Annotated in this window: 13 protein-coding genes; 5 read left to right on the top strand and 8 right to left on the bottom strand. The window is 69.3% G+C overall.

Going from position 1 to position 15102, the window contains the following annotated elements:
* Positions 1-32: 32 nt before the first annotated feature.
* The 5 genes from fliE to FZN60_RS20235 all read right to left on the bottom strand — a co-directional run bounded on the left by fliE (position 33) and on the right by FZN60_RS20235 (position 4372).
* The gene (gene fliE / locus FZN60_RS20255; protein WP_158875320.1) at positions 33-374 is read right to left on the bottom strand and encodes a flagellar hook-basal body complex protein FliE; all 342 of its coding nucleotides are present in this window, start codon (positions 372-374) and stop codon (positions 33-35) included.
* Positions 375-376: 2 nt separating this feature from the next.
* Complete coding sequence (gene flgC, locus FZN60_RS20250; protein ID WP_246727015.1) at positions 377-769, bottom strand: flagellar basal body rod protein FlgC; 393 nt, start codon at positions 767-769, stop codon at positions 377-379.
* 29 nt (positions 770-798) lie between these two features.
* On the bottom strand, positions 799-1182 hold the full coding sequence (gene flgB / locus FZN60_RS20245) for a flagellar basal body rod protein FlgB (RefSeq protein ID WP_158875318.1): 384 nt from the start codon (positions 1180-1182) through the stop codon (positions 799-801).
* Between the two features lie 147 nt (positions 1183-1329).
* Complete coding sequence (locus tag FZN60_RS20240; RefSeq protein WP_158875317.1) at positions 1330-2271, bottom strand: NAD-dependent epimerase/dehydratase family protein; 942 nt, start codon at positions 2269-2271, stop codon at positions 1330-1332.
* A gap of 25 nt (positions 2272-2296) precedes the next feature.
* Positions 2297-4372, bottom strand: coding sequence for a polysaccharide biosynthesis protein (locus FZN60_RS20235; protein ID WP_158875316.1), 2076 nt, complete (start codon positions 4370-4372; stop codon positions 2297-2299).
* A gap of 204 nt (positions 4373-4576) precedes the next feature.
* Between FZN60_RS20235 and FZN60_RS20230 the strand changes: the two genes are divergently transcribed.
* Positions 4577-5146: a sugar transferase gene (locus tag FZN60_RS20230; protein WP_158875315.1), complete on the top strand. Its 570-nt coding sequence runs from the start codon at positions 4577-4579 to the stop codon at positions 5144-5146.
* Here FZN60_RS20230 and FZN60_RS20225 read toward each other — a convergent pair.
* Entirely contained in the window at positions 5137-7287 is a 2151-nt protein-coding gene (locus tag FZN60_RS20225; protein ID WP_158875314.1) for a DUF1217 domain-containing protein, read from the bottom strand. The genes FZN60_RS20230 and FZN60_RS20225 overlap by 10 nt on opposite strands.
* Positions 7288-7510: 223 nt before the next feature.
* Here FZN60_RS20225 and pyc point away from each other — a divergent pair, with 223 nt between their 5' ends.
* From pyc to FZN60_RS20210, 3 genes are all read left to right on the top strand, one after another.
* The gene (gene pyc, locus FZN60_RS20220; protein ID WP_158875313.1) at positions 7511-10969 is read left to right on the top strand and encodes a pyruvate carboxylase; all 3459 of its coding nucleotides are present in this window, start codon (positions 7511-7513) and stop codon (positions 10967-10969) included.
* A gap of 170 nt (positions 10970-11139) precedes the next feature.
* Positions 11140-11928: a DeoR/GlpR family DNA-binding transcription regulator gene (locus tag FZN60_RS20215; RefSeq protein ID WP_158875312.1), complete on the top strand. Its 789-nt coding sequence runs from the start codon at positions 11140-11142 to the stop codon at positions 11926-11928.
* A 75-nt stretch (positions 11929-12003) separates the two neighbouring features.
* The gene (locus FZN60_RS20210) at positions 12004-13215 is read left to right on the top strand and encodes an MFS transporter (protein ID WP_158875311.1); all 1212 of its coding nucleotides are present in this window, start codon (positions 12004-12006) and stop codon (positions 13213-13215) included.
* Positions 13216-13224: 9 nt separating this feature from the next.
* Here the strand turns inward: FZN60_RS20210 and FZN60_RS20205 are convergent, their stop codons facing one another.
* Both FZN60_RS20205 and FZN60_RS20200 read right to left on the bottom strand, forming a co-directional pair.
* Positions 13225-13383: a DUF3309 family protein gene (locus FZN60_RS20205; RefSeq protein ID WP_158875310.1), complete on the bottom strand. Its 159-nt coding sequence runs from the start codon at positions 13381-13383 to the stop codon at positions 13225-13227.
* Positions 13384-13460: 77 nt separating this feature from the next.
* A complete protein-coding gene (locus FZN60_RS20200) occupies positions 13461-13637 on the bottom strand; it encodes a DUF3309 family protein (RefSeq protein ID WP_158875309.1) in 177 nt (58 codons plus the stop codon).
* 169 nt (positions 13638-13806) lie between these two features.
* On the opposite strand from FZN60_RS20200, the gene ispG reads away from it, so the two are divergent.
* Entirely contained in the window at positions 13807-15099 is a 1293-nt protein-coding gene (gene ispG, locus FZN60_RS20195) for a flavodoxin-dependent (E)-4-hydroxy-3-methylbut-2-enyl-diphosphate synthase (RefSeq protein WP_158875343.1), read from the top strand.
* The last annotated feature ends 3 nt before the right edge of the window (positions 15100-15102 follow it).

Raw genomic sequence — 15102 nt, 5'->3', positions numbered from 1 at the left:
GAAACGGGTAGGAGGAGGAAGCGGACGGCGCGTCAGATCGCCATGCGCGAGAGCTCGAGATAGGCGTTGGTCACCTTCTCGCGCAGCGCGACGGCGGTCTGGAGGGTGCGTTCGGCGGCCATGACGGCCTCGACGACGGCCTGCGTCGAGGCCTCGCCCTTGATGCCCTGGATCGAGGTGCTTTCCGCGCCGCGCATCGTGTCCATCGCGTCGGTCGCGACCTGACGCATGACCGCGCCGAAGTCGGTGGCGCCGGTGCCCGGCACGGCGGCGGCCGTGGCGGCGGAGGACGGCGACAGCGCCGCGGAGCCCGAAACGGCCGCGGTGTCGAGGCGGGGCATGGCGGCACTGATGCCGGGGATGGCGCTCACCATGGTCAGCTCCTCAGAAGGTCGATTGTCATGTTGATCATCTGCCGGGCCTGCTTCACGACCTGCAGGTTGGCGTCGTAGGATCGGTTGGCCTCGCGCATGTCGGCCATCTCGACCAGCATCTCGACGTTCGGCATCTTGACGTTGCCGTTGGCGTCGGCGGCAGGGTTGCCCGGATCGTGCTCGATCTTGAAGGCCGACTGGTCGGTGTTGATGTCGTTGACGCGCACCATCGAGAGATCGGCGACGCTGTCGAGGACGTTCTCGAAGGTCACGGTCTTGCGGCGATACGGGTCGGCACCCGCCGTTTCGCCCGTGGAGCGGGCGTTGGCGATGTTCTCGGACACGATGCGCAGGCGCGTCGACTGGGCCTGAAGGCCGCTCGCGGCGACCTTCATGGAGGCGAGGATCGGATCGGCCAAAGTTCTCAGCCCCTCAAAGTGGTCAGAAGCATGCGGTGAAAGGACTTCACCACCGACGTATTCAGCGAATACTCGCGGTTGATCTCGCCGGCCTTCATCATCTCCTGCTCGAGGCTGACGGAATTGCCGGAGTGGACGACCTCCCAGGAGTCCTCCTCGCGCACCTCAGCCGCCTCGTCGGCGCGGCCGCCGAAGGAGGCGAGGTGCATGGGGCTGGACGCCTTCATCTCGAGCCGCGTCATCTCCATCGCTTCCTGGAAGGAGGCGATGTCGCGGGCGCGATATTCCGGCGTGTTGGCATTCGCGACGTTCTCGGCCACCACCGTTTGACGATTCGACAGCCATTCGGCGCGGCGCGAAGCTACGCCGAAAAGATAGACGTCCTGCATCGGAAGGAGCCCTTGCGCGGCTTAGGAGTGATGCTTGATCCTTAGGAAGAAGCGCTTGTCCGAAGCTGTTTGGGCAAGCATTCGCGATGGAACCAAACGCAAGGTTCGCGCGCGCTTGGGCCAAGGCTCAGCCGTTCGAAGGAGGGTTCAGCCTTTCGGCGTAGGCTTCTCGCGCGCCGCGAACTCCGCGAGCGCCGTTGCGGTCGAGGCGCGCGGCGCCCAGTCGAGCCGCCGCGCGGCCTCCGCCGGATCCACGACGAAGGGAGCGAGGACGCCCCCTGCCCCCGCGGCTCGCGCCGCGAGCCTGCCCAGGGGCAGCGGCAGGACGCCGGGCCGCCGACCGAGGCCGGACCGCAGGGCGGCGACGATGCCGGCGGGATCGAGCGGCCCTTCGTCCGCGACGAGGAGCGCCGGCGCCTCGCCTGCCTGCAGAGGCGCGGCAAGGCCGGCCTCGATGGCGGCGACGAGGCTCTCGACGGACACGAGGCTGCGAGGGCTTCCCATGCCCTTGAGCGGCAGCGGCGCGGGGAGGCGCGCGAGGCGCCTGAGCGTCGAGACGAGCCCGCGCCCGCCCGCGCCGAAAACCGGCACCGGCCGCAGGATGAGCCCCGCCGTGCCGCTGCCGGCCACGGCTTCGCGCAGCCGCGCCTCCGCGGAAAGCTTCGAGCGGGCATAGGCGTCGGGCGGCGCGAGTGCTCCCGCTTCCGTGACGAGTCCGGGGGCGGAGGCGCCGTGAACCTTGGCGGTGGAGAGGAAGATCAGCCGCGGCACGGTCTCGCGCGCCGCGCGGGACGCGAGCGCCGCCGTGACCTCGGCATTCGCCCGCATCAGCGCCGCTTCGTCGCCCCAGCCCGCTTCGCCGCGCGACGGGTTCAGCGCGGCCAGATGGACGACGGCGTCGATCGCCTCGGGCCAGCCGTTCCACGAACCGATATCGGTGAGATCGGCGGGTCCGACGAGGACGCTCGGCGATCCGCCCGCGGCTTCGATGCCGCGCGCCAGCGCCAGCGTTTCCACTCCATGCCGCGCCAGAGCGGCACGCAGGTGGCGCCCGACGAAGCCGGATGCGCCGGTGATCAGGACGCGCATGGCCGAGCGTTCGCCGGTTCGGACCTCACGCCTCGTCGAGCTTCAGCCGCGGCTCGGCCGCGCTCGTCAGCTCGGCCGCCTCGCGGGCGACGCGGGCGCGCTCGGCAGCGGCGTCGATGAGGAGAAGCGGCGGCTTGCCGCCGATCAGTCCCGTCTTCTCGTCCTCGATGAGCGGGCGCAGCTCCGCGCCGACCTCGAACTCCGGCACCGTGCTCTTCACGAGGCGCAGCGCGCCGGCAAGGTCGCCGGCACGGATGTGGCGGGCGAGCTCGTCGAAGATCCGCACCGCGAGCCCCTGCTCGATGACGCGGGGAAAGGCGATGAGGAGGCCGGGCGTACCCGTCGGGTCGGGCATCTCGCTGCTGGCGAAGAGCTCCTCGTAGAGCTTTTCGCCGGGCCTGAGGCTGGTATAGACGATCTGCACGTCGACGTCGGGCCTCAAGCCCGACAGGCGGATGACGTTGCGGGCCAGATCGACGATCTTGACGGGCGTTCCCATGTCGAGGACGTAGATGCGCCCGCGCACGGCCTTGTTCGCCATGCCGTGCCAGGCCGCCTGGATCACCAGCGTGCAGGCCTCCGGCACGGTCATGAAGTAGCGCTCCATGTCCGGATGGGTGACGGTGAGCGGGCCGCCTTCCTTCAGCTGCTTCTCGAACAGCGGCACCACCGAGCCGGCGGAGCCGAGGACGTTGCCGAAGCGCACGGTCGTGAAGCGCGTGCCGCCCTCGTCGGCCTTCATGTCGTGCGCCTGGCAGAACATCTCGGCGAGGCGCTTCGAGGCGCCCATGACGTTGGCGGGATTCACCGCCTTGTCGGTGGAGATCATCACCATGGCGCCGACACCGGTCGCGATCGCGGCCTCCGCGACGTTGCGCGTGCCGACGGCGTTGGTGAAGAGCCCTTCCAGCGGCTGGCGCTCGACGATCGGCACGTGCTTGAGGGCCGCGGCGTGGAAGACGATCTCCGGCCGCTGCGCCTCGAAGATGCGCTGGATGGCCTCGCGCGAGCGCACGTTGCCGAGCACCGCCTGGAGCTTCAGGGTCGGATGGCGGCGGCGCAGCTCCGTCTCGACCTTGTAGAGAAGGTATTCGCTGGCATCGACGCAGACGAGCTCGGCCGGCCCGAGGCTCGCCACCTGACGCGCCAGCTCCGAGCCGATCGAGCCGCCGGCGCCAGTGATCAGGATGCGCCGGCCGCCTACCAGCTCCAGCGAGCGCGTCCGATCGGCGCGGACCGGCTGGCGCTGGAGAAGGTCCTCGATGCGCAACGGCCGCAGGTCGAAGTCCGAGCCGATATCGCGCATGTCGAGAAGGTTCGGCAGGCGCAGGAGCTCCAGGCCGAGCTCGCCCGAGGCCGCGACGAGGTCGTCGATCGCCGCGAATCGCTGATACTCCTCGCGCGAGCGCGTGAGGATCACCGCGTCGGGCTCGACGCCGCGGCGGCGGAAGCGCTCGACGATCTCGGGCAGGCGCTCCGGCGCGCCGAGGATCGGCACGCCGCGGATAAAGCGCCCGACGCGGCGGCGCCGCTCGTCGAGGATCGCCAGCACCTTGTAGGGCGGACCGCGCTGCTCGCTGATCGACTTCAGGAACATGTCGGCATTGTCGCCCGCCCCGATCAGAAGGACGTTGCGGACGGTGAGGTTGCGCCGCGTCCAGTCGCGCCGCGTATCGCGGTGGTTGCGATAGGAGCGGTAGATCGCCCGCGGCGCCGACAGGAAGATCACCAGGAAGGCCCAGGAGATCGCCATGGTCGAGCGCGGCAGCATGTCCGGCTCGCGGATCAGGAAGTGCAGGACGACGAAGAGGCAGACCGAGATGCAGGCCGTCTTGATGATGGCCGTAATGTCCGACATCGAAGCGTAGCGCCAGATGCCGCGGTTCATGCCGACCGAAAGTCCGATCAGCCCGACGAGAAGGCCGAAGGCGAGGCCGGCCAGCGCGTAGCTGCCGATGTCGTTGACGTTCGGCTCCTGGCTGAGCCGCAGGAAGAGGGCGAGATAGAAGGCCGCCGCCCCCATGACGACATCGTGCACCATCGCCGCTGCGCGCAGCGCGAAACCGCGCGAGGTAAGCGTCGAGAGGATCGTGCCCGCCATCAACCGAATCTCGGCCCCCTGCTCATCGCCATCTTTCTGGTCCCAGCCTTGCGTCATTGCAACACGGGGCTCCGCGCAGGCGTCAAAATCACCCGACAGTTGCGCCGATCCCACGCATGATCGGGCGCCCCGCACGGGGCGCGGCGCCGCGTCGGGTCCACTCCTCCCTTGTCTTTGCGGCGAAAGGCGGTCATCGCGCCCGTCATGAAGCGCTTCTTGGATTTCATTGCGGCGGCTGGCGGGCTTCTCGCCCTGTTCTGGCTGATCGCCCTCCTGGCTCTGCTGGTGCGGCTGACCTCGCCGGGCCCCGGCCTTTTCGCGCAGGATCGCGTCGGCCGGAACGGTCGCGTCTTCACCTGCTGGAAGCTGCGGACCATGGCGCAGGGCACGCCCTCGCTCGCCACGCACGAGATGCCGGCGGCGGCGGTGACGCCGCTCGGCCGGCACCTGCGGCGCTGGAAGCTCGACGAGCTGCCTCAGCTCTGGAACGTGTTGAAGGGGGAAATGAGCCTCGTCGGACCCCGCCCCTGCCTACCGACGCAGACGGCGGTGATCGAGGCGCGCCGCGCCCTCGGCGTCCTGGCGCTGCGCCCCGGCATCACCGGCCTCGCGCAGGTCGAGAACATCGACATGTCGACGCCCGAGCGCCTTGCCCAGGCGGACGCGGCCTATGCGGCGCGGCGAAGCCTCGCCTTCGATCTCGTGCTTCTCGCCCGCACGGTGACGGGCTCGGGCCGCGGCGACCGGGTCGCCGAGGAACCGCCTCAGAGATAGCCGAGGAGGTTCGACCCGCCGCCACCCGACAGGATGGTCATCGCCGCCGAGGCCCCGGCTCCGGCCGCGGGCGACTGCGAGATGTCGTAGAGGCCGGAGAAGCGCGAGATCATCCGATCGACCTTCTTGGCGTCCTTGAAGTCGGCGAAGTCGAGCCTGTCCTCGAGGATCGAGGCCTGCTTCTCGATGTCGAGCTGGGAGAACTGCGCCGGCAGGCCGAGAAGCGTGCGGGTGAATTCCACCGCCGCCTTGTCCGCCAGGAGCTGGAAGGGCGTCGTGAAGCTCGACGCCTTGCGCTGGAAATAGAGCGCGAGGCGAACGCCCTCGCCGTCCGTTTGGCCGGACCGCTCCTCGATCGATTGGCGCACGAAAGCCTCGCGCACGGCGAGGCGGTCGGCCGCGGACTGCACCGCGCCGCTGGAGCGCTCGATGGAGCCGTCGGTCGCGAAGTTGTAGGCCGAGACGAAGTCGATGAAGCGCTGGTCGCCCTTTTTGCGCGCGGCGCTGTCCGGGTTGGACAGGTCGCTCGTCAACAGCCCTTTCAGCTCGGCCGGCTTCAGCTTCTCCTCGCTCAACCCGTAGGCCTTGAGGGCGTAGTCGGTGATCGTCTTGTTGTTGACGAAGTCGTCGCTGTCGATGACGGTCGTCAGCGCCTCGGCATAGGCGGAGGTCGCCTTCTTGGCCGCATCCTTGGCGAGCTGGCTCGCGTCGGTGTCGAGCGTCTTGGAATAGGCCTGCGCCGTCGCGGTCTGCTTGGCCTGCGACTGGACGAGCCGCTCGGGCGCGAGCTTGCCGTTCTCGTCGAAGTTGAAGGCCGCGGCGAGGCGCTGGTAACGCTCGTCCTTCAGCGAGTTGGCGTAGCTCTTCGGGTCGGACGGATCGGATTTGAGGACCCGCAGGATCTTCGTTCGGCTCTCCGTCGCCGGATCCAGCTCGAAGGCCTTCATCAGGTAGGTGAAGACCGCGTCGCTGCGGATCAGCGCGTCGGCGCGCGTCGGATTGCCGAGGGCGATCTTGAAGAGGCGCGTGTCGTTCGTGTCCGCCTTCTCGGCCTTGTCGTCGTAGAAGGTGAAGTAGCCGGCGGAGGTGTCGCTTGTCTGGACGGCGCTCTGCGCGGTTTCGCCCACCGGCACGGTGCCGTTCGCGGCGAAGTTGAAGGCCGCGTTTAGCTTCGTCATCGCCGCCTTGCGCGCGTCGTCGGCGGTCATCTTGGCGAGAACGCCATTGGGATTCGCCGGGTCGTCCATGAGGACGGAGGCGATGTAGGTCGGCGTCTCGTAGGTCGGATCGAGCCCGACGGAGGTCAGGACGTAGTTGAGGAGCCGCTGGTCGCCGACGAGTTCGTCGACGCTGCGGATCGTCGCGATCTTGGCCTCGAAGTACTTCGTCTCGTGCGCGGCGGCGACCGGCGTCGCCGACAGGCCGAGGTTGGAATAGTAGCGGCTGACGACGTCGCTCGCCGACTGGCTGCCCAGGATGCCGCCGGGGGCCGGCTGGCCGTCCGACGCGAACTGGAACCGGTCCTTCAGTCCCAGCAGCTCGGCCGTTCGCGGCGCCGTCTTCCCGGTCAGGACGTCGCGGATGGCGGCGCGATCCATCTGGCTCGCGTCGAGCCCGACCGAGCGCAGAGCCACCTCGTAGACCGCCGCGTTGTTCATGAAGGAGTCGACGTCGGCGATGCCGCCGATCGCCGCCTCGAAGCCCGCCGCCTTCTGCGCGGCCACCGTCGAGCGGCGCACGTCCGCTTCCGAATAGGCCTCGACGATCGCGCCGAGCTGCGTCGTCGTCACGGCCTTCAGCGTCGAGGTGTCCGCCGCCTTGGGGAAGTTGAAGGCCGCGGCGAAGGTGCGGTAGCGCGCGTCGGTCAGCTTGTTGGCGAAGGAGTTCGACGCCGACAGGTCGCTTTCCAGCACCTTGCGCATGAAGGCTTTGGAGCTGATTTGCTCCTCGAGGCCGTAGGCCTTCATCGCGTAGGAATAAAGGCGGTAGTTGTCGAGAAAGTCGTCGAGCGTCTTCACCTTGCCGATATTGGCCTCGTAATAGGCCGTTTCGCGCTTGGTGACGGGCTCCGCCTCGGCCCGCGCGATCGATGCGGCGAAGTCGCGCGCGATGAGCTGGTAGCCGAGAAGCGTGGACTGCATGATCGTTCCGCCGGGCGGGTGTCGCGCGGACGACGGTCGCGCGAGGGAAGCTTGCCTAGAAATATCGCCTCAAGGTTTACGGAGCCTTGCGGTGGTTTTTCCAAAGCGCGCCCGCGTTCGGTCTATCTCGCACTTGCGAAATAGGAGCCGCTCACGCAATCTCCGCCAGTTTTTGGGCGGCGCGGGGAGCTGGCGCCGCCGCAGCGTTCGGGGGAGTGCAGCCGTGGCCATATCGAAGATTCTCGTCGCGAACCGGTCGGAGATCGCGATCCGCGTGTTTCGCGCCGCCAACGAGCTGGGCCTCAAGACCGTCGCGATCTGGGCCGAGGAGGACAAGCTCGCTCTCCACCGCTTCAAGGCCGACGAGAGCTACCAGGTCGGCCGCGGCCCCCACCTGCCCCGCGACCTCGGGCCGATCGAGGCCTACCTCTCCATCGAGGAGGTGATCCGCGTCGCCAAGCTCTCCGGAGCCGACGCGATCCATCCCGGCTACGGCCTCCTGTCGGAGAGCCCCGAGTTCGCCGAAGCCTGTGCCGAGGCCGGCATCACCTTCATCGGCCCGACGCCCGACACCATGCGGCGCCTCGGCAACAAGGTCGCCGCGCGCAACCTCGCCGTCGAGGTGGGGGTGCCCGTCGTGCCCGCCACCGATCCCCTGCCCGAGGACATGGCCGAGGTCGAGCGCCTCGCCGCCGAGATCGGCTATCCCCTGATGCTCAAGGCGTCCTGGGGCGGCGGCGGGCGCGGCATGCGCGCCATCCGCGAGCCCAAGGACCTCGCCCGCGAGGTGACGGAAGCCAAGCGCGAGGCCAAGGCCGCCTTCGGCAAGGACGAGGTCTACCTCGAAAAGCTCGTCGAGCGCGCCCGCCACGTCGAGGTGCAGATCCTCGGCGACACCCACGGAACCGTCGTCGACCTCTTCGAGCGCGACTGCTCCATCCAGCGCCGCAATCAGAAGGTCGTGGAACGCGCGCCCGCCCCCTACCTCGACGACGCCCAGCGCCGCGAACTCGCCGCCCACGCGCGAAAGATCTGCGCCGCCACGAACTATGTCGGGGCGGGCACGGTCGAGTTCCTGATGGACGCCGACACCGGCGCCTTCTACTTCATCGAGGTCAACCCGCGCATCCAGGTCGAGCACACGGTGACCGAGGTCGTCACCGGCATCGACATCGTCAAGGCGCAGATCCACATCCTCGACGGCCACGCCATCGGCACGCCCGAGAGCGGCGTGCCGCCCCAGAGCGAGATCCGCCTCAATGGCCACGCGCTCCAGTGCCGCATCACGACGGAAGACCCCGAGCACAACTTCATCCCGGACTACGGCCGCATCACCGCCTATCGCGGCGCCACCGGCTTCGGCATCCGCCTCGACGGCGGCACCGCCTATTCGGGCGCGGTGATCACCCGCTACTACGACCCGCTGCTCGAGAAGGTCACCGCCTGGGCGCCGAGCCCCGAGGAAGCCATCGCCCGCATGGACCGGGCCTTACGCGAGTTCCGCATCCGCGGCGTCGCCACCAACCTCACCTTCCTCGAAGCCATCATCGGCCACGAGAAGTTCCGCGACAACTCCTACACCACCCGCTTCATCGACACGACGCCCGAGCTCTTCGCCGCGGTGAAGCGGCGCGACCGCGCGACCAAGATCCTCACCTACCTTGCCGACGTCACCGTCAACGGCCATCCCGAGACCAAGAACCGCGCCCGCCCACCGAAGGACCACGCGCCGCCGCACGCCCCCGTCGTGTCGCTGCCGATCCGGCCGGGCACGAAGCAGAAGCTCGACGAGCTCGGCGCCCGCGGCTTCGCCGACTGGATGAAGGCGCAGACCCGCGTCCTTCTCACCGACACGACGATGCGCGACGGCCACCAGTCGCTGCTCGCCACCCGCATGCGCACGCACGACATCGTCGCGGCGGCGGATGCCTATGCGAGAGCCCTCCCCGAGCTCTTCTCGCTCGAATGCTGGGGCGGCGCGACCTTCGACGTGTCCATGCGCTTCCTCACCGAGGATCCGTGGGAGCGCCTCGCCATGGTGCGCAGCCAAGTGCCCAACATCCTCCTCCAGATGCTGCTGCGCGGCTCCAACGGCGTCGGCTACGCCAACTATCCCGACAACGTCGTGAAGTTCTTCGTGCGCGAGGCGGCGCGCGGCGGCGTCGACCTGTTCCGTGTCTTCGACTGCTTGAACTGGGTCGAGAACATGCGCGTCTCGATGGACGCGGTGATCGAGGAGGGCAAGCTCTGCGAGGGCGCCATCTGCTACACCGGCGACCTGCTCGATCCCGACCGCTCCAAGTACGACCTCAAGTACTACGTGGCGCTCGCCAAGGAGATGGAGGCGGCCGGCGCCCACATCCTGGGCCTCAAGGACATGGCCGGCCTCCTGAAGCCCGCCGCCGCCCGCGTCCTGTTCAAGGCGCTGAAGGAGGAGGTGGGCCTGCCGATCCACTTCCACACCCACGACACGTCGGGCATCGCGGCGGCGACGATCCTCGCGGCGGTCGAGAGCGGCGTCGACGCGGTCGACGCGGCGATGGACGCCTTCTCCGGCAACACCTCGCAGCCCTGCCTCGGCTCGATCGTGGAGGCGCTGAAGGGTCACGAGCGCGACCCCGGCCTGTCGCCGGAAGCGATCCGGCGCCTGTCCTTCTACTGGGAAAGCGTGCGCAACCAGTACGCCGCCTTCGAGAGCGACCTCAAAGGGCCGGCCTCGGAAGTCTATCTCCACGAGATGCCGGGCGGGCAGTTCACCAACCTGAAGGAGCAGGCCCGCTCGCTCGGCCTCGAGACGCGCTGGCACCTCGTCGCCCAGACCTATGCCGACGTGAACCGCATGTTCGGCGACATCGTGAAGGTGACGCCCTCCTCCAAGGTCGTCGGCGACATGGCGCTGATGATGGTCTCCCAGGACCTCACCGTGTCCGAGGTCGAGAACCCCGCGCGCGACATCGCCTTCCCCGACTCCGTCGTGTCGATGATGCGCGGCGATCTCGGCCAGCCTCCCGGCGGCTGGCCGGAGGGCATCCAGCGGAAGGTGCTGAAGAGCGAGGAGCCGATCACGGTGCGCCCCGGCTCGCTGATCCCGCCCGCCGACCTCGGTGCCGAGCGCGTCAAGGCCGAGGAGAAGGTCGGGCGCAAGGTGAACGACCAGGAGTTCGCCGCATTCCTGATGTATCCGAAGGTCTTCACCGACTTCGCGGCCGCCCAGGAGCTTTACGGCCCGGTCTCCATGCTGCCGACGCCGGCCTATTTCTACGGCATCGCGCAGGAGGAGGAGGTTCTGGTCGAGATCGAGCGCGGCAAGACGCTGGTCGTGCGCAACCTCGGCTTCGGCGAGACCGACGACACGGGCATGAAGACGGTGTTCTTCGAGCTGAACGGCCAGCCGCGCCGCATCAAGGTGCCGGATCGCTCGACGGGCGGCGCGTCCAAGGCGCGCCCGAAGGTCGAGCCGGGCAACGCGTCCCAGGTCGGCGCGCCGATGCCGGGCGTCGTCTCGACGCTGGCGGTGGCGGCCGGCCAGAGCGTGCGCACCGGCGACGTGCTCCTGTCGATCGAGGCGATGAAGATGGAGACGGCCATCCACGCCGATCGCGACGGCACCATCGCCAGCGTGCACGTTTCCGCCGGTTCTCAGATCGACGCCAAGGACCTCCTCGTCACCTTCGCCGTCTGACGGGCCGCACCATCCATCTTGAAAAACCCGGCGGGACCGCGATCCGCCGGGCTTTTTCGCGTTCCACGACCGGACAGGCGGATCCGCATGCCCTGCGCGGCAAGTTCCGTCTTGCCACGGTCATGAAACACGCGTAAACGTGCATGAACTTGCACGGATGGGAGATCCGCATGCCCGAAATGTTGTCGCAGGAGCGCCAGGCGATCATCTGCGAGCGGCTGGGCCGCGAGGGCAAGGTCGTCGCCGGTGCGCTCGCCCGCGAGTTCGCCGTGTCGGAAGACACCATCCGCCGCGACCTGCGCGAGCTCGCCGCCGCCGGCCGCTGCGCCCGCGTCTACGGCGGCGCTCTGCCGATCATGCCCCCGCCCCCGCAGCATCCCTTCGCGGAGCGGCGCGATGTGGATCGCAGCCTGAAGGCGGCGCTGGGCGAAGCGGCGGCGGCGCTCGTGCCGCCCGGCTCCACCGTCTTCATCGACGCCGGCTCCACCAACGTCGCCGTCGCCGAGAGCCTCGCCCGGCGCGGCGAGCGCTTCACCGTGGTCACCCATTCGCCGGCCGTCGCCGTTGCCGTCGCGACGGGCGAGGCGACGGAAACCATCCTCCTCGGCGGCCGTCTCGATCGCGAGACGGGCGCGTGCCTCGGCGCCAAGACGCTGATCGAGCTGCAGGGCCTGCGGCCGGACATCATGATCCTCGGCGCCTGCGGGGCGGACCCGCTCGCCGGCATCACCGCCTTCTCCTTCGAGGACGCGGAGATCAAGCGCTGCGTGGCGGGAACCGCGCGCACCGTCATGGTGGTGGCGAGCGCCGAGAAGCTCGGCCTCGGCGCGCCCTTCGTGGTCCTGCCCGCCGGCCGGCTCGGCCACCTCGTGACCCCGTCGGCCGCCGACGACGACGTCCTGTCGCGCTTCGAGGCGAACGGAACGACGGTCACCCGCGTGCCCTTTCCCGCCGCCTGACGCCGCTCGGCTCCGACCGTCCGGCCCGAACCGCCGATTTTCCCGCTCCATCGCAGCAAGAGGAGGCCGAGGCCCATGGCTCTCGCGTCCACCATCAGCCCGTCCTTTCCCTCGAGCCGGGTCGCGGTATCCGCCGCCTTCTTCGCCAACGGCTTCGTGATCGGCGGCTGGGCGCCGCAGATTCCGATCCTGAGGAGCCGGCTCGGCATCGACGAGCCGACGCTCGGCCTCGTGATCCTCGCCTTCGGCATCGGCTCGCTGATCGCCATGCCGCTGGTCGGGGCTGCGGTGTCGCGCGGCGGCTCGCGCGCGCCGGTGATCCTCCTCCAGGTGCTCCTCGCCCCGGCGCTGCCGCTGATGGTGCTGACCGGCAACCTCGCCTTCGCCTTCCCCGCCGCCTTGTTCTTCGGCGCGATGGTCGGCGGCATGGACGTCGCGATGAACGCCAACGCCGTCGCGGTCGAGCGCGGCATGGACCGGGCGATCATGTCCTCGGCGCACGGGTTCTGGTCGGTCGGCGGCTTCGTCGGCGCGGGGCTCGGCGGCCCGCTGATCGCCGCCCTCGGGCCGCTCGGCCATTCGCTGGTCGTCGCGGCCGCGGTGCTCCTGTTCCTCGTGCCCGTCGCGGCCTTCATGCTGCGTGACGCGCCGGAGGCGGCCTCCGCGCCCGTCGAGCCCGGCTCCGGCGGCCTCGCGGGCCTGCGTCAGGCGCTGCGGCGCGACCGCGCGCCGGTGCTCGCGGCCGTCGGCATCGGCGTCCTCGCGCTCTTCTCGATGATCCCCGAGGGCGCGGCGATCGACTGGAGCGCGGAATACCTCGTGCGGGCCTTCGAAGCCGACGTCCAGGTCTCGGGCTGGGCCTTCGCCGCCTTCTCGGCGACCATGGCGATCCTGCGGTTTCTCGGCGACGGCATCCGCGACCGGCTCGGCGCCGTGCGCACCGTCCGCTTGTCGCTCGTCGCGGGCATCGCGGGCCTTGCCACGGTCACTCTCGCGCCGAACGAATGGTCCGCGATCGCGGGTTTCGCGGTACTGGGCGTCGGCCTCGCCAACCTCGTCCCCGTCGCCTTCTCGGCGGCGGGCAACGTGCCCGGCCTCAAGCCCGGCGTCGGCATCGCGATCGCCACCTGCTTCGGATATTCGGGCATCCTCGTCGCGCCCTCCGCCATCGGCTTCGCGGCGCGGCACTTCGGCTATCCCGTCGTGTTCGGGAGCCTGACGCTGCTGCTCGTCGTCGTCTTCATCGGCTCGAAGCACCTGCGCGGGGCCGACCGGCCCCGCGGCTGAGGCGGCTCGTCAGAACGAGCCGATGAGGTGGGCGAGCAGCAGGAACACGATCACGAGGCCGAGAATGCCCGTGTGCAGGTAGCCCCAGCTGCGCGAGTACGGCCAGGCCGGAAGCGTGGCGATGAGACCGACGATCGCGAGGATGAGCAGGATGGCGCTGATGGTCATGTGGGATGGGATCCGTTCGTTGTGGCGCAGGCTGAAGGGGCGTGATGGGGATCGGTCGGGCGGGGCGGAACGTGCCGTCAAGCCGGCGAGTCGAAGCCGCCGATCGCGGCGAACACCGCGACAAGGGTGAAGATGATGCCGAGCGAGAGCGCCGGCCGGGCGCCGAAGCCCCGCGACCAGGGCCAGATCGGCATGACGGCGACGAGCACCAGGAAGGCGATCAGCACGGCGTAGGGCGCGAATCCGGCGGACACGTGGGCTTCTCCTCCTGCAGCAGGAGAGCCATAGAAATACCCGTTCCGGCGATCAAGACCGCAGCGGCCGGAGGCGCGCCGTTTCGACCGAATTGACAAGCGGCGGAGGAGGCGCCACCTCCGATCCGACGAGCGACAAGGGCGAGGGGCGATGACCATCCACCAGACCATGCCGGACGAGGGTTGCCTTCCCCCGGTTCTCGCCGACCCGCTGCCGCGGCGGCTCTCGGTCGGGGTCGACGTCGGCGGCGTTCTCGTCGGCGGGCCGGCGCCGGTCGTCGTCCAGTCCATGACCAACACCGACACGGCCGACGTCGACGGAACGGTCGCGCAGGTCGCGGCCCTCGCAAGAGCCGGCTCGGAGATCGTGCGCATCACGGTCGACCGCGACGAATCGGCGGCGGCGGTCCCGAAGGTGCGCGAGCGCCTCGACCGCCTCGGGGTCACGGTGCCGCTCGTCGGCGACTTCCACTACATCGGCCACAAGCTCCTCACCGATCATCCGGCCTGCGCGGAAGCGCTGGCGAAGTACCGCATCAATCCCGGAAACGTCGGCTTCAAGGACAAGAAGGACCGGCAGTTCGTCCAGATCGTCGAGACCGCGATCCGATACGACAAGCCGGTGCGCATCGGCGTCAACTGGGGCTCGCTCGACCAGGACCTGCTGACCCGCCTGATGGACGAGAACAGCCGCTCGCCCGAGCCGCTCTCGGCCCGGGCCGTGATGCGCGAGGCGATCATCCAGTCGGCGCTGATGTCGGCCGAACTCGCCGAGGAAACGGGTCTCGCCCGCGAGAAGATCATCCTCTCGGCCAAGGTCTCCAACGTCCAGGACCTCATCGCCGTTTATCGCGACCTCGCCCGCCGCTCGAACCATTCGCTGCATCTCGGCCTGACCGAGGCCGGCATGGGCACCAAGGGCATCGTCGCCTCGTCCGCCGCCATGGGCATCCTTCTCCAGGAAGGCATCGGCGACACGATCCGCGTTTCGCTGACCCCCGAGCCCGGCGGCGACCGGACGCGGGAGGTCCAGGTCGCGCAGGAGCTGCTCCAGACCATGGGCTTCCGCCAGTTCGTGCCCGTCGTCGCCGCCTGCCCGGGGTGCGGGCGCACGACCTCGACGGTGTTCCAGGAACTCGCCGAAACGATCCAGAACGACATCCGCATCAACATGCCGGTCTGGCGCGAGAAGTATCCGGGCGTCGAGGCGCTGTCGGTCGCCGTGATGGGCTGCATCGTCAACGGTCCCGGCGAATCCAAGCACGCCGACATCGGCATCTCGCTGCCCGGAACGGGCGAGAGCCCTGCGGCGCCCGTCTTCGTCGACGGCAAGAAGGTCGCCACGCTCCGCGGCCCGGCCATCGCCGCCGACTTCCAGCTCATGGTCGCCGACTACATCGAGCGGCGCTTCGGCGCGGGCGCGCCAGCCGCCGCCTCCTCGCCCGCCGCTGCGGCGGAATAAGGG

Origin of the sequence: Antarcticirhabdus aurantiaca (genome assembly GCF_009765365.1) — a bacterium.
Lineage (GTDB): Bacteria > Pseudomonadota > Alphaproteobacteria > Rhizobiales > Rhizobiaceae > Antarcticirhabdus > Antarcticirhabdus aurantiaca.
Note: the sequence above shows the minus strand (reverse complement) of the source record. Positions and strands in the feature narration are given on the sequence as shown.